Genomic DNA, 17,528 nt, shown 5'->3' with positions numbered 1-17,528 from the left:
TGCAAGCGAGGGGACTTGGTGGATAAGAAGGTGGAGAAGGGTCTGCCGGTCGAGGTCCGCCGCGCCGTGGCGGCGCCGGAGCGGCTTGCCGTGCTGCACGGGCTTGACGCGATCGACACCGCCTCGGACCCCGACTTCGATCGCATCAGCGGTCTTGCCGGCGCCGTGATGCAGGCGCCCATCGCCATGGTCACGTTGCTCGATACCGAACGCCAGTGGTTCAAGTCCTGTGTCGGTCTGGACGAGACCGAGACAGCCACCGACATCTCGTTCTGCGCCCACGCCATTGCCGCCGGCGACGAGCCTATGGTGGTGACCGATGCCAGCATCGACCCCCGCTTCGCCGCCAATCCGCTCGTGACCGGCAAGCATCATCTGCGCTTTTATGTCGGCGCGCCCATGGTGGTGGCCGGTGCGCGCATCGGCACCGTATGCGTTCTCGACCGGGACCCGCACGACTTTCCCTCCACGGCCGCACTCGATCAGTTGAAGGCACTGGCTGGGCTGGCCGCCAGCCTGTTTACGCTCAAGGACGCCACCCGTAGCGGCGCCATTGCCGCCGCGGCTTTGGCGCAGGAGGAAAAGCGCCGCGCCATTGCGCTCGATGCCGCCTCGCTGGCCAGCTGGGCCTGGGATATCCGCACCGACATGATCGAATGCGATGTGCGCCTGTCGGAGCTGTTCAACCTGCCACGCTCGAACCGGTTGCGGGCGCGCGACATACTGGGCGCCATCGACCCGCGCGACGTCTACCAGACCGAGACGCGCTTTCGCGACGCCTTGACCGGCAGCGACGATTATTTTGGAGAATACCGGGTCAAGGGCTTCGATCCGCCGCGCTGGATAGCCACCCGCGGCCGCGTCATCGAGCGCGACGGCGAGGGCAAGCCGACGCTGATCTTCGGCGTCAATTACGACATCTCGGAACGCAAGCTCGGTGAGGAGCGGCAAAGGCTGTTGCTGCGCGAGCTGAACCACCGGGTCAAGAACACGCTGGCGACGGTGCAGGCGCTGGCGACGCAGACCGTTCGCCACGCCCGCCGCCCAAGCGAATTCCTCGAAGCCTTCGGAGCCAGACTGCAGGCGCTGGGCGCTGCCCATAACCTCTTGTCCGATCGCGAATGGCGCGGCATCGGCATCCGCGAACTGATGCAGATCGAGGTCAAGCCGTTCGATTCGGCCGAACAGCCGCGCATCGCGATCTCCGGCCCCGATCTGCTGCTGTCGCCCGACCAGGCGGTGGGGCTCGGCCTGATCATGCACGAACTGGCCAGCAACGCGCTGCAATACGGATCGCTGTCGGTGGGCTCGGGAAAGGTCGACGTCGACTGGAAAGCGCTGGGCAAGAAAGGCGCACGCCGCCTTGTGCTGACCTGGCGCGAAAGCGGTGGGCCCAAGGTCGATCAGCCCGAACGCCAAGGCTTCGGCTCGATCCTGATCCGCCGTAGCCTCGCCAAGGTTTTGTCCAGCGAGGTGGTGCACGAATTCCGTCGGGAAGGCGTATTCGCAGAAATATCGATGCCGCTGGAAGATCTGCCGAGCTGAAGCGTCGGGGGAGTTCAGGCCTACTCGGCCTCGTCGTCCGGATCGCCCGGTCGCGGTTTGACGTTTTCCTTGTAGATGGCATAGGCCACCAGCGCGATGATCGGTCCTAGGACAAGTTCCTTGCCGCCTTTCCTCTTGAGCAGCGACGGCAGTAAGGCAAGGGCCGCCGTGATGCCGAGCGCCTTCAGGTCGGCATTGCGCCTTCGTGCACGGCGACGGGCGCGCGTGCCGGCCGCCAGTTGATGGATGATCAGGATGAGCCCGGCCAGCACCAGGAAGCCGGCCGCGAATCCCAGACATGCCGCCATCGGCCCATAACGGTCGGCGGCCCAGATATAGGCCGCCCCCAAGAGAAACCCGAGACCGCACAGAGCCGCAACCGCGGCGAGCCCATAGACGACTGCCGCCGTGCGCGCGCGGCGCATGGCGGCAATGGCCTCACCCGAGGCCAAAGCCGAAATCAGCGATGCCAGCGTCCCCATGTCTAGCGAAAACTAGCGCCGGGCGAGAAGCGCAAACAGGAAGCCGACGCCGGCTGCAATGGCCAGCGAGGTCACCGGCTTTTCGCGCACATTGGCGGTGATCTGGGCCTCCAGATCCTTGGCGTTGCCGCGCAGGCTGTCGAAGGCGGCTTCGCCCTGGGCGCGCAACTGCTCGACGCCTTCGGCGGCAGCGCGCCGGGCTGTCCCGTAACCGTGCTCGCCGGTCTTGGCCAATTGCTTGGTCAGCTTTTCGATATCGGCCTTCAACTGCCTGATATCGGCTTCGAGGTCGGCATTCGTCTGGCTTTCGCCAGCGGTTTTTCCTGCAGCAGTTGCCATTCCCATAACTCCTTGCGTTTGCTTGGTTTCAAACGCCCCACACACGTCAAGGTTCCGAAGTCGGAGACCCTATCTATGAAAGGGCGTTTGCTTCTGTGAGTCCAGCCCAGCTGATCCCAGGTCAGATCAACGGCCGGCGACCTTCGCCCAGCCCTTCCCAGCGCGCGAGGTCCTTCAGCGCGTCCCTGTCGATCACTTCGCAACCGCCGTCGCGCCAGGCGATGAGCTTGCGGTCGATCAGCTTGCGGATCGTCTTGTTGGTGTGGACCAGCGACAGGCCGAGCGTATCGGCGATGTGCTGCTGGGTGATCGGGATTTGCACCGGCGCCTTGCCGTTGAGCCCGACTACCGCCGCGCGGCTGGCGATAAAGGCGATGAGATAGGCCGCGCGCTCAATCGCCGTGCGCCTGCCGATGCTGAGCAAATTCTCGTCCAGCATGCGCTCCTCGCGCGATGCCATCCAGGTAATGTCGTAGGCAAGGCCCGGATGGTTGCGGTAGAGCTCGTGCAGGTTTTCGCGCTCGAAGACGCATAACAGCATCGGCGACAGCGCCTCGATCGAGTGCTGCATCTCACCAAGCAGGCTGCCCTGCAGGCCGATGAGATCGCCGGGCATCGAATAGTTCAGAATCTGGCGGCGCCCGTCCGACAGCAATTTGTAGCGGAAAGCCCAGCCCGACAGCACCGTGTAGAGATGAGCGCTGTGGCTGCCTTCGACGAGGACGGTCGCACCTTTGTCGACGGCAAGTTCGCCCTTCTTGAACGTGCTGACGAAGGCAAGCTCCTGCTTCTCGAAGTCCCGGAACACCTGCAACGGCCGGAGCGGGCACTTCTCGCACGGATATTGGCGACTGGAAAAGGAACGACCGTTCTGGCCAGACATTTCGACCCCTCCTCGAACGCCTCTTTGACAGAGACGGACTGCAACGCCTTTGCAAGGCCGCGGTTCCGCTGCGATGGCATGTCTTTTTTAAATGACAGGATGGCAAATAGCGATCATGACTCACTGCACTCCAGTGAGGCGAATTCGAAGCTCGCCTGGCGTTGGAGCAGACCCGGCGAGCGAATTTTTCGGATTAAGGCCCACTGGCCATTCCCCCCAAGGTCCGCGATGCGGTTGACTGGAGTCACTGAGCCCGATGCCGCAAGAATTAAGGAGAGATTGCCAGGTGCCCCCATTGCTTGAGGGATTGCGAATTCTTGTCCTGGAGGATGAGTTCCTGATCGCCATGGATGTCGAGCAGCTTTGCCGCGACCATGGCGCCGGCGACGTGGTGATTGCTCGCGACCTGGCAGAGATCGACGAGCAGACGGTCGCCGACAAGTTTGATGGCGTTATCGTCGACCTGATGCTGGGAGGGACGTCGACGCTCGACTTCGCCGCGCAACTGCAAGAGGCGGGCACACCCTTCGTCTTTGCCTCCGGCTATTCGGACGCTGACGAGATCAAGGCGTCTTTCCCTGGCGTCCGACTGGTAACCAAGCCATATTCGGGAGACGATCTCGTCGAGGCGCTGGCCGTGGCCTGCGGCCGCGCGCCAGTCTGAAATGCCGTCGATGGGGACTTAGGAACCGGCAAACGGGCTCCGTTGTCAGGCGGCGTTCGAGCCGGTGACCTGGGACGAGATGGCATCCGGCCCGTATTCGTCTTCGCCGGAGATTTTCAGGATCTCCTGCAACCGCGTGCGAGCCCGGCTGACCCGGCTCTTGATCGTTCCGACCGCGCAACCGCAAATCTCGGCCGCTTCCTCATAGGAGAAGCCGGAAGCGCCGATGAGGATAATGGCTTCGCGCTGGTCCTCGGGCAATTGCTCGAGCGCGCCGCGAAAATCCTTGAGGTCGAGCTGGCCGTGCTGGGCTGGGTGAACGGCAAGCCTGGCGGTCATGATGCCATCGCTGTCCTGCACTTCGCGCCCGCGCTTGCGCATCTGCGAATAGAACTCATTGCGCAGGATGGTGAACAGCCATGCCTTGAGATTGGTACCCGGCTGGAAGCTCTCATGCTTGTCCCAGGCCTTGACCAGCGTCTCCTGCACCAGGTCGTCGGCCTTGTCGGCATTCTGCGTCAGCGACACGGCAAAGGCCCGCAGGCTCGGGATCGAGCCGAGCAAATCGGTCTTGAACCCTTGTGAGACAGCTGCCATGCCTCAGTCCTTCTTCTGTGCGGGTTCGGCCTGTTCCAGCTGGCTGAGCAACTGGGCGAAGCGATCCGGCACATTGTCGGAGACCAGCTCGTCATAATACTGTTTGAGTTTGCGGCCGATTTCCGAATTCGCCCCGAGCGGGTCGCCGGAATTGGCCCGGCGCCTGTCAGCGGCGCCAGCCAGTGTTTCTTTATTCATGTCCTTCATTTCGCCCTTAAATTCCAGCGCCCCGAGCCGCCCAATTACACAACGCAAAGCGGCCCCCTCGTCTGGTTGCCCATCGCACCACAAACGTCGCCCACACAGATTCGTTCCACAAGCCGCGGAACTTTTTCGCAAAACCCGCGTTTGTTTGCCGGGGCTTGCAATCAGCTTGACCTGGAATCTATGCAATCACGTCATCTGAGGGAGACGTCTATCATGAGCCTTTCCGCAACCATTGCTCCGCACCTGCCGTTCCTGCGCCGCTTCTCGCGCGCCGTTTCGGGATCGCAGGAGAGTGGCGATGCGCTGGTCGCCGCGATGCTCGAAGCCATCATCGCCGATACCGACATCTTCCCCGAAGCGTCGAACGACCGCATCGCGATCTACAAGGTTTTCGCAAAACTGTTCACCTCCATTGCGATCCGCGTTCCGCAGGAGCAGGCGCAATCGGCATGGGAACAGCGCGCCGCCGCCAATCTGAACGCCATTGCGCCACGCCCACGCCAGGCGTTCCTGCTGGTCGCCGTCGAAGGATTCAGCGAGGACGAGGCAGCCGAGGTTCTCGATGTCGACAGCAAGGAATTCTCCGAACTGCTTGCTCAGGCAAGCAACGAGATTTCCCGCCAGGTGGCGACCGACGTGCTGATCATCGAGGACGAGCCGCTGATCGCCATGGACATCGAGGAGATGGTCGAGAGCCTCGGTCACCGTGTGGTCGGCACCGCCCGCACCCATGCCGAGGCGGTGGAGATGTTCGGCAAGACAAGGCCCAAGATGGTGCTGGCCGACATCCAGCTTGCCGACGGCAGCTCGGGCATCGATGCCGTCAACGAGATCCTGTCGTCGACCTCGGTTCCGGTGATCTTCATCACCGCCTTCCCCGAGCGTCTGCTGACCGGCGAGCGGCCCGAACCCGCTTTCCTCGTCACCAAGCCGTTCAATCCGGACATGGTCAAGGCGCTGATCAGTCAAGCGTTGTTCTTCGACCGGCAGGCCAAGGCCGCCGCCTAACACAATCTCCAATGTTTGCCGCATCCCGCGGCGTTGCCAGGCACTGGCGATCGTCCACCCGGCGATCGCCAGTTGTCGTTTGCTCCATGCCGCGCTTGCATGGTTGCGCTCGCGTGCCTGAATCAATTCGCGTCCGGGGCCCTTCCAAAGGCTGCCTTTTTCGGCAAAGGGTGGAACAAACACCAACCACCCACGTTCTTATCTCAGCATCGGAAGGAGACAGATCATGCTCTACTGGGCGCTCGTATTTCTGGTTGTGGCGATCATCGCCGGCGCGCTTGGTTTCGGCGGTATCGCCGGTACCTCCGCCGGCATCGCGCAAATCCTGTTCTTCATCTTCCTCGCCTTCCTCGTCATCTCGCTTCTGGCCGGCCTGTTCAGGCGGGCGTCGTAAGACCGGCAGCGAGCCAACACTGGAAGCCGCACCCCTCAAACGGTTTCCAGCCACCGCCGGGCGGTGTCCTCCCAAAGGGACACCGTCCGGCGGACCTGTTTCAGGGCTTATTTCAGGAACTGATTTCTGCGTGGATCGTTCAGCTTGAGTGGGTGGACAGGTGACTGATGCGTTCCAGAGGCGAGACAGGCGAAAGCGGGCGGAGTGACGAAGTCATAGCCCTGCATCCCGCTGAAAGCGGGATGCAACTCGGCCGTGCCTTGCTCCACGCTCTGCACAATGCCGGCATTTCCGTTCTGTACCAGGACCGTGAGATGAAGACCGTGTGGGCCCGCAACATGCGTGAGCCATGGGCTTCCGACACTGCCGACGGCAACGGCATACTGCCGCCGGCGCAGGCCGAGTACATCGGTGCCGCCAAACGCCACGTCATCGCTTCCGGCAATCCCGAACGCCTCGAGCTCAGCGTTCCCACTGCTGAAGGCATCCGCTGGTTCCAGGTGTGGGTCGATGCCGATCGCGGCGATGGCGGCGACGTTCAGGGTGTTGTCACCACAATGGTGGAGACAACCGAGCAGAAACGCCGCGAACAGACGCTGAAGACGCTGCTGCGCGAGGTCAGCCATCGCTCCAAGAATCTGTTGGCCATCATCCAGAGCATTGCCACCCAGACCGGCCGCTATTCCGAGACATCGGACGATTTCCTGACGCGCTTTCGCGGCCGGCTGCAGTCACTGGCCTCCTCCCAGGATCTGGTGACGTCGTCGAACTGGCGGGGTGCTGCACTACGCGAGCTTGTCCGTGGCCAGGTCGTGCGCTACGGCGCCGATCCCGCACACAGCCTGCGCTTCAACGGCGTCAACCCATACCTCAATCCCAACGCCGCGCTTCATATCGGCCTGGCCATGCACGAGCTCGCCGTCAATTCATTCAGCTACGGTGCCCTCGCGCGGCCGGATGGCTTTGTCGAGGTTACCGCCAATCTGTCGAGCCTCACGGAGGCCGTTGATAAGCCGGCTTTGTCGCTGACCTGGGTCGAGGCCATCGTCGCCAATGATAACAGGCGCACCGAGAAACGCTTCGGCAGCGTTGCCCTCGAACGTGTCGTGCCGGCATCGCTGAACGGCACGGCGACGCTCGAAATCACCGGCGACCGTCTCGAATACCGGCTTGTCGTTCCGCACGGCAATTTCGAAACCGAGTGATGGGCCGAAACCGGTTTTTCCGTTCAAAATTGCGTCAAAACAAAGAGATAGAGCGGATCGCCGTTTCCATGAAACGGTGAAACGCTCTAGGTCAGGCCGGATTCCTTAACCGGCTGTTCACCATAAAGTTCGATGCTGTGGCTCCCAGAGATTGCTGGATACTGGCCGATTCAACCGACGCTTCGGCCGCGGCCTGCAACGCAACGATGGGAGGAATGATCTTGACGGTTGCCGACATGAACAGGCTGGAACAGGCCGCCCGCGTCTCGATGAGCGGCTTTCAGGATCCGGACGCTGCCGCCACGCCTGTGCCGCACCCCTGGCATCCCTTGCTTCGCTTCGCCGCTGTCGCGTTCGTCGCCGCCATCGTGCTGATCTTGGCGTCGCAACTGGGCTGAGCCAGGGTCGCTCAAGTTCACACTGCTCCAAGTCAGGCTGAGCTGAGAGTCCGGTCTGGCTCCCTAGCCAGCCAATTATTAACGTCCCCAGCTTTCATCACAGGAACTTTGACGGCTGCAGACCGTTCTTATGGCGAGAGGATCTTCGCCGTGGAACACATCGCCGCTTTGCTTCTGGTTATCGGCTGTTCAAACAGCATGACGGAATGCCGCGAACTGCCGGTGCCCGTTAGCGTCTTCGAGACCGCGCAGGCATGCACGGCCGAGCGGCCTTTCGCCATGGGTGACGTGCAGGGTCAGGCTGAGCACGTCGTTGCCAAATGTCTTGCCGTCGACCCTGCCTTGGAGGACGACTACGACCAGATCGTATGGAACGTGCGCCCTGACGGTTCGCTCGACGCATCCTTGCAGATTTCCAACGTCATGGTTGCGTCGGATTTGACGCGCCCCGAAAAAGACTATCTTCGCCAACAATAAAATCGAGCGGGCAAAAGCCGCCATTTCATGCTAAATGGCGGCTGGAGCTTATTAAAGTGAGGACGAAAGTGAGGAGAGACTCAATGCGGAAATTGATTATTGCCATGGTTGCCGTGGTCGCCGTCAGCGGCTGCAGCACGACCGAACAGGACGTAGGTGTCGGTACGTTGGTTGGCGCCGGCGTCGGCGGCCTGGTTGGCGGCGGCAAGGGTGCGCTCATCGGCGCAGCCGTTGGTGCCGGTTCCGGTCTGCTGGTACGCAACCTGCGCAATGGCTATTGCCAGTATCGCGACAATCGCGGCCGGCTTTACACCGCTCGCTGCTGATCCGCTTTTAAAAGCGTCAAACAATCGAGACGGAGACCGGTCAGCCGGTCTCCGTTTTTTTGCCTGTATCGGGCGGCGGAATCCTGATTTTCACTGTAAGCCCGTCGGCACGAAAATCTCTGGCGATCGTGCCGCGCAATTCGCGCGTGACATTGAGATCGATCAGCTTGGTGCCGAAGCCGGTCTTGGCCGGCGCTTCGAGTTGTTTCTGCCCGGCCTCGCGCCAATTAAGAACCAGCATCCTGTCGGATCCGCGCCCCTCGAACGACCAATCCACTTTCAGTGCACCGACCGAATTGCCGGCCTCGCCGTATTTCAGCGCATTCGTCGCCAGTTCGTGGAAGGTCAGGCCAAGCGCCTGCGTCGTCGTCTCGTCGAGCAGCACCTGAGGCCCTGACAATATCCCGTCCGGAAGCTCCTTGCCGAACACCTGGCCAAGCTCGATGCGCAACAGATCGCCAAGGTCGGCCTTCTGCCAGCGCGAGCGGGTCAGCATGTCCTGGGACGCCGCCATTGCCTGCAGGCGGGCCGAGAAGGAAGACGAGAACTCCTTTACGTCGGTGGCGTGCGCTGCCGTCTGGCGCGCGATCGCCAGCACCCGGGTGATCGAATTCTTGATCCGATGCTTCATCTCCTGCAGCATCAGATCCTTTTCGAGTAGGCTCTTTTCCGTCGTCTCGTGCAACAGCGACTTGGCGTCATAGGCGCGCTCCTGGTAGCGGGCCACCAGCGCTATGGCGCCGGCCAGGAGCAGCCCGAACAGGCCGAGCATCACCGGAATGGCGCGCGACGACGGCTGCGAGAAAGCGCTGGTCGGCCGAAACAGCACCGTCCACGGCCGGCCGGCGACGATGATCTTGCGCGTCACCAGCAGCCTGTCGCCAAAGCTCGAAACCGGCGGCGTTTCCGACTGGAACAGAAGATTGCCGGCGTCGACCTTGCCGTCATAGACCTCAGTGTTGACCGGCAGCAGCGGTGAGCGGCTGAGCGCGGTCTGGAACAGATCGCGGGCGCGGAAAGCGGCGTATAGAAAGCCTGAAGTCGACGATCTGGACGCGTTGATGCCATCCGGCGCGGTTTCGACATTGAGCCTGACGAAGACCAGGAAGCCGGTAAAGGTCTGCGCCGCACCCGTGCCCTGGCCGAGTTGAACCAGACCGCTTGCATGCTGCGCGTCATCGGTCATCGCTTTTTCGATCGCTTCGCGCCGCACCGGTTCGGTGAACATGTCGTAGCCGATGGTCGACTCGTTGGAAGGGTCGAGCGGTTCGAACAGCACGATAGGCGTGCGCCAGGACTGTGACGAGTCCGGGTAGACAGCGTGTGGCATGCCACGGTCGCGCAACATGTCGCGCTCGACCGCCGCTTCGTCGCCGGCTTTGGCCAGCCTAAGATAGCCGATGCCGCGCAGGCCGGCAAAATTGCTGTCGACATCGAGCGCACTGAAGAAGGCCTCGAATTCGCTTCGCGAAATCTCGCCATTGCGGGCGTCGAACAGCGCCTGCGTCGAGCGCAGCAGCGACAGATGCAGGTCGATGCGGCTTTCGATGCGGTTGAGCGCATCGTCGGCCGTCGCCTCGAATTTGATCCGTGCCGCCTCCTGGGTGGCGAAGTAGGCGAAGCCTGCCATCGTCAGGCTGATCAGCGCGACGGCAATGAAGGCGACGATCGGGAAAAACTTCTTCAAAGGATGCTGCGGCCCATGTCTCTGGGACCTTTATGGCACGTCACCGCGCCAACACAATGGCGAGGCCAAACCATCGTGACAGCTGGCACATCACGCTCCAGATGTTAGCCGGCTTATCGATCGCGCATCGGAGAAGATGACCGTCAGCCGATAGTAGTGTTTGTCTCAGGCGGCGATCTTCAGCGCGCCCGGACCCGGAATGGCGCCGGGCGGACACTTGCCGAGGATGATCATGCCGAGCACCTCGTCCTGGGTGACGTCGGTGGTGCGCGCGGTACCAACGACCTGGCCGTTCTTCATCACGCAGACGCGGTCGGCAAGTTCGAACACGTCGTGGATGTCATGGCTGATCAGGAAGATGCCGATGCCGTCGGCCTTGAGTTGCTTGACCAGCTCGCCGACCTGCGCCGTTTCCTGCGGACCAAGAGCCGCCGTCGGTTCGTCCATGATCAGGATGCGCGCGTTGAACAGGATGGCGCGGGCAATCGCCACTGACTGGCGCTGGCCGCCCGACAGCTTGATCACCGGGTCCTTGAAGCGCTGGAAGCGCGGATTGAGCCGGCCCATCACCTTGCGCGCTTCGGCCTCCATGGCGACATCGTCGAGCGTGCCCCAGGCCGTCATGATTTCGCGGCCGAGAAACAGATTGGCGGCGGCGTCGACATTGTCGGCCAGCGCCAGCGTCTGGTAGATGGTTTCGATGCCGTATTTCTTGGCATCGCGCGGGTTGGAAATCGAAGCCTCCTGGCCGTTGACGAAAATCTGGCCGGCATCGCGCCTGTAGGCGCCCGACAGGATCTTGATCAGCGTCGACTTGCCGGCTCCGTTGTGGCCGAGCAGCGCCATCACTTCGCCGGGGAACAGATCGACCGAGGCATCGTCGACAGCGCGGATGCCGCCGAAAGCGATCGAGACGTTGCGCATGTCGACCAGCGGCGTGCCCGCGGGAGCAGCGGAGGGAGCGGTTTTCTCAGTCATGATCGTTCTCCCTAAACCCGCTTGCGGTAGACTGTGTCGAGAAACACCGCGATGACCAGCACGGCGCCGACGACGATGCTCTGCAGCGGCGAGTCGACACCGAGCAGCACCATGCCGGACTGTAGCGACTGCATCAAAAGCGCGCCGAGCATGGCGCCGATAACCGTTCCCGAGCCGCCGGCGAGCGAGGTACCGCCGATGACGGCGGCGGCAATCACCAGCAGCTCGTCCAGCGTGCCAAGCGCATTGGTGGCCGAATTCAGCCGGGCCGATGAGATCGCTGCGGCGATCGTTGCCAGCACGCCCATGATCATGAACACCTTCATGGTGATCCAGCGCGTGTTGATGCCCGCCAGATTGGCGGCTTCCGGATTACCTCCTATGGCAAAGACGTAGCGGCCGAAGCGTGTCCGGTTGGTGATGAACGTCATGACAACGCCGACCGCGATTGCCATGAGCACAGGAATGGCGATGCCATGGGCAATGAACAGTCCGCCATCGGGCACGGTGATGTTGTGGGCGGCCGCATAGCGGTTCACGATGCCGACCGGCCATGGATAGGAATTGGCCACCCACACCGCGCCCAGGATGATTGCGCAGGTAACGGTGCCCATCAGAGTTTCGGCCCAGACCGGGCGCAGCGGGAAGCGGAAGCGCTTGCGCTGCACGCGCCCGTTGAACAACGCAAACACCACGGCAAGGCAGGCGACGACGCCGACAACCCAGCTCCAGGTCGCGCCGATTGACCCGGCGGGACCACCGCCCATCAGCTGGAAAGTGGCGTCGAGCGGCGCCACGGTCTGGCCGCTGGTCACCCACCACGCTGCGCCGCGCCAGACCAGCAGGCCGCCCAGCGTGACGATGAAGGCCGGCACTTCGAGATAGGCGATTATGAAGCCCTGGAAGGCACCGATCAGAAGACCGAGCGCCAGGCCGATTACCAAAGCCAGAACCCAGATCCACGGATTGCCGAGTTCCAGCCCAATGAAGCGCACCAGAAAGTGCACCTGGGCAAAACCCATCACCATGCCGATCACCCCTTCGGCCGAGCCAATGGATAGATCGATGTTGCGCATGACGATGACCAGCACCATGCCGCAGGCCATGATGGCGACGGCTGATGTCTGCACCGACAGGTTCCACAAATTGCGCGGCGTCAGAAAGAGACCACCCGACAGGATATGCAGGCCGATCCAGATGATCACCAGCGCGCCGATCATGCCGAGCATGCGGGTGTCGATCTCGGTCGCCTTCAGGAACCGGGCGACCGGGCCGAGTTCCGACGCACGCGCTGTGTCGGCCTGCGAAGGCGAGGTTGTGTCGGTCATGATGTCCTCCCAGCGGCTTGCCGTCTGACGCGGATGCCGGACCACAGCCTAGAAGTTAGCCGCCTCTGGCGGAAACACAAATCTTGTTGAGAAAACGCCGCGGCTTTGGGCCGCGGCGTCGATATCGAATGGAAACAGACCAAGCTTAGTTGCAGGCCGCGACGCTACCGGCGGCGACGCCGGTGCAGACTTCGTCCTTCTTGATCCAGCCGGCGTCGATGACGACGTTGAGGTTGTCCTTGGTGATCGCGACGGGGGTCAGGAACAGCGACTTGACGGTGTTGCCGCCAGGCGTGGTGAAGTCCTTGGCGCCGGCAATGTCGCTCGTCTTCTTGCCGTCGGCGAGCTGCGAGGCGATCTCGGCGGCGTTCTTGCCGAGTTCGCGCGCATCCTTCCACACCGACACGGTCTGCGTGCCGAGCGCGATGCGGTTCAGAGCGGCATGGTCGCCGTCCTGGCCGGAGACCGGAACCGTTCCGGCAAGGCCCTGCGCCGTCAGCGCGGCGACAACGCCGCCGGCGGTGCCGTCATTGGCCGCGACCACGGCATCGACCTTGTTGTCATTGGCAGTCAGGAACTGTTCCATGTTCTTCTGCGCATTGGCCGGCAGCCAGCCATCGGTATAGGCCTCGCCGACATTTTTGATCTTGCCCGAGTCGATGGCTTCCTTGAGCACTTCCATCGAGCCCGAGAACAGGAAATCGGCGTTCGGGTCGGAGCCCGAGCCCTTGATGAAGACGTAGTTGCCTTCCGGCTTTGCCTTGAACACTTCGCGGGCCTGCATGCGGCCGACTTCCTTGTTGTCGAAGGTCAGGTAGAAGACGTCCTTGTTCTCGATCAGGCGGTCATAGCCGACGACCGGAATGCCTTCGTCCAGCGCCTTCTGCACCGCCGGGCCAATGGCCGAGGCATCCTGCGCCAGGATGATCAGCGAATTGGCGCCCTGCGAGATCAGGCTTTCGACGTCGGTCAGCTGCTTGCCGGGATTGGACTGCGCGTCGGCGGAAATGTACTTGTCGCCGGCAGCTTCGATCGCGGCCTTCATCGCCGCTTCGTCGGTCTTCCAGCGCTCTTCCTGGAAGTTCGACCACGAGACGCCGATGACCTTGTCCTTCGCCTGCGCGACCGACACCAGCGTCAGCGACATGGCGACACCCGCCAGCATGGCGGCTGCAAATCTGTTCATGTTAATCCTCCCTGCGCCGCGCGCGGCGCGACAAAACTGGCCCGAAGGCCGGCACACAGAGGCTCTATTTTTTCGAGCCTCGAAAAAATACTGGTCCAACGGCGAGGCGCTGTCAACATCGATTCTGATGGATTCTGATGGCCCGGCCGATTTTTTTCGAGGCCCGCAATAAACAATGACAGCGCAGCCGGCTTCTGCCAATATTTGCGTGGCGTCCCTGACCGCCTCCACTATCATGGCGCGAGGGGACCGGGAGGAAACGAAAAGATGTCGATTGGAATCCGCCACGACGATCTGCGCCGTCGCAACCGTGCGATGGTGATCTCGGCCGTGCGCCGGGCCGGCCAGCCGTCGCGGACCGAGATTGCGGCGACCACCGGCCTCAGCCATTCGACCATATCGGCAATCTCTTCCGATTTGATCCAGGAAGGCATCCTGGTCGAAAGCAAGCCCGGCGAGACCGGCGCGCTGAAACGCGGTCGGCCGCAGGTCGGCCTTGGCCTCAACCCGGAAGCGGCGGCGGTGATGACCGTGGTGCTGTCGCTGAATTTCCTCTCCGTCACCGTCATCGACTATGCCGGCCAGGTGGTCGCCGAGGAGCAGCGCCGGCTGGACACGCTGACCATGCCGCGCGACGAGCTGATCGGCGAATGCGTAGCGATTGTCCGGCGCCGGCTCGAAGACCCCGACCTCGATGTCCGGAGCGTCGCCCGCATTGCCATGGGCATCCAGGGCATCACCGATTCGCAGGCGCGTGCCATGCTGTGGTCGCCGATCACGCCGCTGACCGACATTGCCTTCGCCGACATACTGGAAGCGGAATTCGGCATTCCGGCCACCATGGAAAATGATTGCAACATGATGGCGGTGGCGCTGCAATGGCGCCAGCCTGAGCGGTACCGCGACGATTTCATCGCAATCCTGCTCTCGCACGGCATCGGCATGGGGCTGGTGCTGAAGGGCGAACTGTTCACCGGCACCCATTCGTCCGGCGGCGAGTTCGGCCACATGATCCACCGTCCCGGCGGCGCGCTGTGCCGTTGCGGGCGGCGCGGCTGCGTCGAGGCCTATGCCGGCAACTACGCCATCTGGCGCAGCGCCAGAATGATGAGCGAGGATGCCGAACCGGTCGATGTCGGCGACGCCGACATGCGGGCGCTTGCCGCACGCGCCCGCGAGACCGATGGCCCCGAGCGCGAAGCCTATCGAAAGGCGGGCGAGGCGCTCGGCTTCGGCCTCGGCAGCCTGTTCGCGCTGATCGACCCCGCTCCTGTCGCCATGGTCGGTGTCAGCGCCGCCGCCTTCGACCTGATCGAGCCGGCATTGCGCGAGGCGATTGCCCAGACCGCCGGCGGCCAGCACTCGAAATCGATTTCCTTCGACACCGAGCCCAACGAACTGCCGCTGATCCGCGAAGGCTGCGCCATGCGCGCGCTCGGCTTCGTCGACCAGGAGATTTTCGCGCCCGGCATTCAAGCGAAGACCGGCAAGCACGTCGCCTGAGAGGCCGGCGACGGCCCGGCGCGCCGGGCTCTAGTCTTCGCGGATGGCGTAGCCGGCGCCGCGGATGGTGCGGATCACGTCCGGCATGCGGCCATTGTTGACCGCCTTGCGCAAGCGACCGACATGCACGTCGACCGTGCGCTCGTCGATGTAGATCGTTTCGCCCCAGACATTGTCGAGCAGCTGGCTGCGGGAGAACACTCGGCCGGGGTGGCGCATCATGAATTCAAGCAGCCGGAACTCGGTTGGCCCGAGCCTGATCTCGCTCTTCTTGCGATAGACGCGATGCGATTCACGRTCGAGCACGATGTCGCCAACCTTGAGCACGCTGGACAGCACTTCCGGCTTGGCACGGCGCAGCAGCGCCTTCACGCGCGCCATGAATTCCGGTGTCGAGAACGGCTTGACCAGATAATCGTCGGCGCCGGTCGACAGGCCACGCACCCGGTCGCTCTCCTCGCCGCGCGCGGTCAGCATGATGATCGGCAGCCGCTCGGTCTCGGGCCGCATGCGTAGACGCCGGCAGAGCTCGATGCCGGATACCGCCGGCACCATCCAGTCGAGCACCAGCAGGTCTGGAACATTTTCCTGCAGCCGGATTTCGGCCTCGTCGCCGCGTGTCACCACCTCGACCTGGTAGCCTTCGGATTCGAGGTTGTAGCGGAGCAGCACGCCCAGCGGCTCCTCATCCTCCACGACCATGATGCGTGGCGCAATCATCAGCGGTTCACCTTTATCAGGGCGATGTGGCCATCGCCGTCTCGTCCTGCTTCGGGCGATTGGCGGGCAATTGCTGGCCGGTCAGCACATAATAGGCATTTTCGGCGATGTTGGTGACATGATCGCCGATGCGCTCGAGATTCTTGGCGCAGAACAGGAGATGCGTGCAGGCTGTGATGTTGCGCGGGTCTTCCATCATGTAGGTCAAGAGCTCACGAAACACCGACGTGTATTTGACATCGATGCGTTCGTCCTCATTCCGGAGTTTCGCCAGCGCTGCGGCATCGGCGGCAGCATACTCCTCGACAACGCCCTGCACCTGGATCAGCACCAGTTGCGCCATCGCATCGATGGAGTGCGAGAGGTCGCGCGGCGTGACGCTGAGGCCGACGGTGCCGACGCGCTTGGCGATGTTCTTGGCGAGGTCGCCGATGCGCTCGAGGTCGCCGGCCATGCGGATCGAGCCGACCACGGCGCGCAGATCGTTGGCCATAGGCTGGCGCTTGGCGATGAGCGTGATGGCGCGGTCGTCGAGTTCACGCTGGCGCGCGTCCATGATGGCGTCATCGGAAACGACACGCTGCGCCAGCGCATTGTCGGAATTGAGCAGCGCTTTGGTCGAGCCGCTGACCATCGACCCGGCCAGATCGCCCATGTCGCGGATCAGCTTGCTGATCTGCCCCAGTTCTTCATCGAAGGAAGCGACGGTATGTTCACCCATGATCCTGGTCCTCGTGCCTGAAAATTCAACCGCTGGACGGCTCAGCCGAAGCGGCCGGTAATATAGTCCTGGGTGCGCTTGTCGTCGGGGTTGGTGAACATCTTGTCGGTGGCGCCCTCCTCGACCAGGTAGCCGAGGTGGAACATCGCCGTGCGCTGCGACACGCGCGCCGCCTGCTGCATCGAGTGCGTGACGATGACGATCGTGTAGTTCTGGCGCAGTTCGTCGATCAGCTCTTCGACGCGGGCGGTGGCGATCGGGTCGAGCGCCGAGCACGGTTCGTCCATCAGGATGACTTCCGGCGACACCGCGATGGCGCGCGCGATGCACAGGCGCTGCTGCTGGCCGCCGGACAGGCCGGTGCCGGGTTCCTGCAGGCGGTCCTTGACCTCGTTCCAGATCGCCGCCTTCTTGAGGCTCGACTCGACGATCTGGTCCATGTCGGACTTGCGCTTGGCCAGCCCATGGATGCGCGGGCCGTAGGCGACGTTCTCGTAGATCGACTTCGGAAACGGATTGGGCTTCTGGAACACCATGCCGACGCGGGCGCGGAGTTCCACGACGTCGATGTTCTTGTCGTAGATGTCGTCTTCGTCCAGCGTGATCTTGCCGGTCACCCGCGCCGAATCGATGGTGTCGTTCATGCGGTTGAGGCAGCGCAGGAAGGTCGACTTGCCGCAGCCGGACGGGCCGATCAGCGCGGTCACCTGGTTTTGGCGGACGTCGAGATTGACGTCGAACAGCGCCTGCTTCTCGCCGTAGAACACGCCGACCTTGTCGCCGCGCATCTTGATCACTTCGTTCGACTTGGCGTTCATTTTGTCGCCCACTGCGTTTTCAAGGGACTGTTCGGTCATGATGTTCATACCAAATTGCCCTT

21 protein-coding genes are annotated in these 17,528 nt (G+C 62.7%); 9 read left to right on the top strand and 12 right to left on the bottom strand.

Going from position 1 to position 17,528, the window contains the following annotated elements:
- The first annotated feature begins 18 nt into the window (after window positions 1–18).
- Window positions 19–1,545: a sensor histidine kinase gene (locus AC1DZ8_RS08270; protein WP_477305851.1), complete on the top strand. Its 1,527-nt coding sequence runs from the start codon at window positions 19–21 to the stop codon at window positions 1,543–1,545.
- 20 nt (window positions 1,546–1,565) lie between these two features.
- Here AC1DZ8_RS08270 and AC1DZ8_RS08265 read toward each other — a convergent pair whose 3' ends face one another.
- From AC1DZ8_RS08265 to AC1DZ8_RS08255, 3 genes are all read right to left on the bottom strand, one after another.
- Entirely contained in the window at window positions 1,566–2,027 is a 462-nt protein-coding gene (locus tag AC1DZ8_RS08265; RefSeq protein WP_477305853.1) for a hypothetical protein, read from the bottom strand.
- Between the two features lie 12 nt (window positions 2,028–2,039).
- Complete coding sequence (locus tag AC1DZ8_RS08260; RefSeq protein WP_181058073.1) at window positions 2,040–2,366, bottom strand: ElaB/YgaM/YqjD family protein; 327 nt, start codon at window positions 2,364–2,366, stop codon at window positions 2,040–2,042.
- Between the two features lie 121 nt (window positions 2,367–2,487).
- Window positions 2,488–3,249 carry a Crp/Fnr family transcriptional regulator gene (locus AC1DZ8_RS08255; RefSeq protein WP_477305855.1) on the bottom strand — a complete coding sequence of 254 codons (762 nt, stop codon included), beginning with the start codon at window positions 3,247–3,249 and terminating at the stop codon, window positions 2,488–2,490.
- A gap of 346 nt (window positions 3,250–3,595) precedes the next feature.
- On the opposite strand from AC1DZ8_RS08255, the gene AC1DZ8_RS08250 reads away from it, so the two are divergent.
- Window positions 3,596–3,913 (top strand): response regulator, encoded by a 318-nt coding sequence (locus AC1DZ8_RS08250; protein ID WP_477305951.1) that lies wholly within the window; start codon window positions 3,596–3,598, stop codon window positions 3,911–3,913.
- A gap of 45 nt (window positions 3,914–3,958) precedes the next feature.
- Here the strand turns inward: AC1DZ8_RS08250 and AC1DZ8_RS08245 are convergent, their stop codons facing one another.
- Window positions 3,959–4,510 (bottom strand): sigma-70 family RNA polymerase sigma factor, encoded by a 552-nt coding sequence (locus AC1DZ8_RS08245; protein ID WP_023670095.1) that lies wholly within the window; start codon window positions 4,508–4,510, stop codon window positions 3,959–3,961.
- 3 nt (window positions 4,511–4,513) lie between these two features.
- Complete coding sequence (locus AC1DZ8_RS08240) at window positions 4,514–4,717, bottom strand: NepR family anti-sigma factor (RefSeq protein ID WP_352759402.1); 204 nt, start codon at window positions 4,715–4,717, stop codon at window positions 4,514–4,516.
- Window positions 4,718–4,930: 213 nt separating this feature from the next.
- On the opposite strand from AC1DZ8_RS08240, the gene AC1DZ8_RS08235 reads away from it, so the two are divergent.
- The 6 genes from AC1DZ8_RS08235 to AC1DZ8_RS08210 all read left to right on the top strand — a co-directional run bounded on the left by AC1DZ8_RS08235 (window position 4,931) and on the right by AC1DZ8_RS08210 (window position 8,525).
- Entirely contained in the window at window positions 4,931–5,725 is a 795-nt protein-coding gene (locus tag AC1DZ8_RS08235) for a response regulator (protein WP_477305858.1), read from the top strand.
- A 226-nt stretch (window positions 5,726–5,951) separates the two neighbouring features.
- Window positions 5,952–6,119 carry a DUF1328 domain-containing protein gene (locus AC1DZ8_RS08230; protein ID WP_023670098.1) on the top strand — a complete coding sequence of 56 codons (168 nt, stop codon included), beginning with the start codon at window positions 5,952–5,954 and terminating at the stop codon, window positions 6,117–6,119.
- A 167-nt stretch (window positions 6,120–6,286) separates the two neighbouring features.
- A complete protein-coding gene (locus AC1DZ8_RS08225) occupies window positions 6,287–7,324 on the top strand; it encodes a sensor histidine kinase (RefSeq protein WP_477305860.1) in 1,038 nt (345 codons plus the stop codon).
- A 215-nt stretch (window positions 7,325–7,539) separates the two neighbouring features.
- A complete protein-coding gene (locus tag AC1DZ8_RS08220; RefSeq protein WP_477305862.1) occupies window positions 7,540–7,722 on the top strand; it encodes a hypothetical protein in 183 nt (60 codons plus the stop codon).
- Window positions 7,723–7,872: 150 nt separating this feature from the next.
- The gene (locus AC1DZ8_RS08215) at window positions 7,873–8,199 is read left to right on the top strand and encodes a hypothetical protein (RefSeq protein ID WP_477305864.1); all 327 of its coding nucleotides are present in this window, start codon (window positions 7,873–7,875) and stop codon (window positions 8,197–8,199) included.
- An 83-nt stretch (window positions 8,200–8,282) separates the two neighbouring features.
- Window positions 8,283–8,525 carry a YMGG-like glycine zipper-containing protein gene (locus AC1DZ8_RS08210; protein ID WP_112559509.1) on the top strand — a complete coding sequence of 81 codons (243 nt, stop codon included), beginning with the start codon at window positions 8,283–8,285 and terminating at the stop codon, window positions 8,523–8,525.
- Between the two features lie 40 nt (window positions 8,526–8,565).
- Here AC1DZ8_RS08210 and AC1DZ8_RS08205 read toward each other — a convergent pair whose 3' ends face one another.
- From AC1DZ8_RS08205 to xylF, 4 genes are all read right to left on the bottom strand, one after another.
- Window positions 8,566–10,212 (bottom strand): CHASE domain-containing protein, encoded by a 1,647-nt coding sequence (locus AC1DZ8_RS08205; protein ID WP_477305866.1) that lies wholly within the window; start codon window positions 10,210–10,212, stop codon window positions 8,566–8,568.
- Window positions 10,213–10,377: 165 nt separating this feature from the next.
- Window positions 10,378–11,190: an ATP-binding cassette domain-containing protein gene (locus AC1DZ8_RS08200; protein WP_477305868.1), complete on the bottom strand. Its 813-nt coding sequence runs from the start codon at window positions 11,188–11,190 to the stop codon at window positions 10,378–10,380.
- 11 nt (window positions 11,191–11,201) lie between these two features.
- Entirely contained in the window at window positions 11,202–12,518 is a 1,317-nt protein-coding gene (locus AC1DZ8_RS08195) for a sugar ABC transporter permease (protein ID WP_477400661.1), read from the bottom strand.
- 145 nt (window positions 12,519–12,663) lie between these two features.
- Window positions 12,664–13,704 (bottom strand): D-xylose ABC transporter substrate-binding protein, encoded by a 1,041-nt coding sequence (gene xylF / locus AC1DZ8_RS08190; protein WP_181058051.1) that lies wholly within the window; start codon window positions 13,702–13,704, stop codon window positions 12,664–12,666.
- A gap of 267 nt (window positions 13,705–13,971) precedes the next feature.
- Here xylF and AC1DZ8_RS08185 point away from each other — a divergent pair, with 267 nt between their 5' ends.
- On the top strand, window positions 13,972–15,207 hold the full coding sequence (locus AC1DZ8_RS08185) for an ROK family transcriptional regulator (RefSeq protein ID WP_477305873.1): 1,236 nt from the start codon (window positions 13,972–13,974) through the stop codon (window positions 15,205–15,207).
- 30 nt (window positions 15,208–15,237) lie between these two features.
- Here AC1DZ8_RS08185 and phoB read toward each other — a convergent pair whose 3' ends face one another.
- Genes phoB through pstB form a run of 3 tightly spaced genes read right to left on the bottom strand, consistent with a single transcriptional unit; the run spans window position 15,238 to window position 17,514 of the window.
- Window positions 15,238–15,927, bottom strand: a complete 690-nt coding sequence (gene phoB / locus AC1DZ8_RS08180; protein ID WP_010911896.1) for a phosphate regulon transcriptional regulator PhoB — start codon at window positions 15,925–15,927, stop codon at window positions 15,238–15,240.
- A gap of 16 nt (window positions 15,928–15,943) precedes the next feature.
- Window positions 15,944–16,648, bottom strand: coding sequence for a phosphate signaling complex protein PhoU (phoU, locus tag AC1DZ8_RS08175; RefSeq protein WP_477400659.1), 705 nt, complete (start codon window positions 16,646–16,648; stop codon window positions 15,944–15,946).
- 41 nt (window positions 16,649–16,689) lie between these two features.
- A complete protein-coding gene (pstB, locus tag AC1DZ8_RS08170; RefSeq protein ID WP_112559514.1) occupies window positions 16,690–17,514 on the bottom strand; it encodes a phosphate ABC transporter ATP-binding protein PstB in 825 nt (274 codons plus the stop codon).
- Between the last annotated feature and the right edge of the window lie 14 nt (window positions 17,515–17,528).

It is taken from the genome of Mesorhizobium sp. P2_F7 (assembly GCF_056403695.1).
This window is presented reverse-complemented; position numbering and strand designations above follow the sequence as displayed.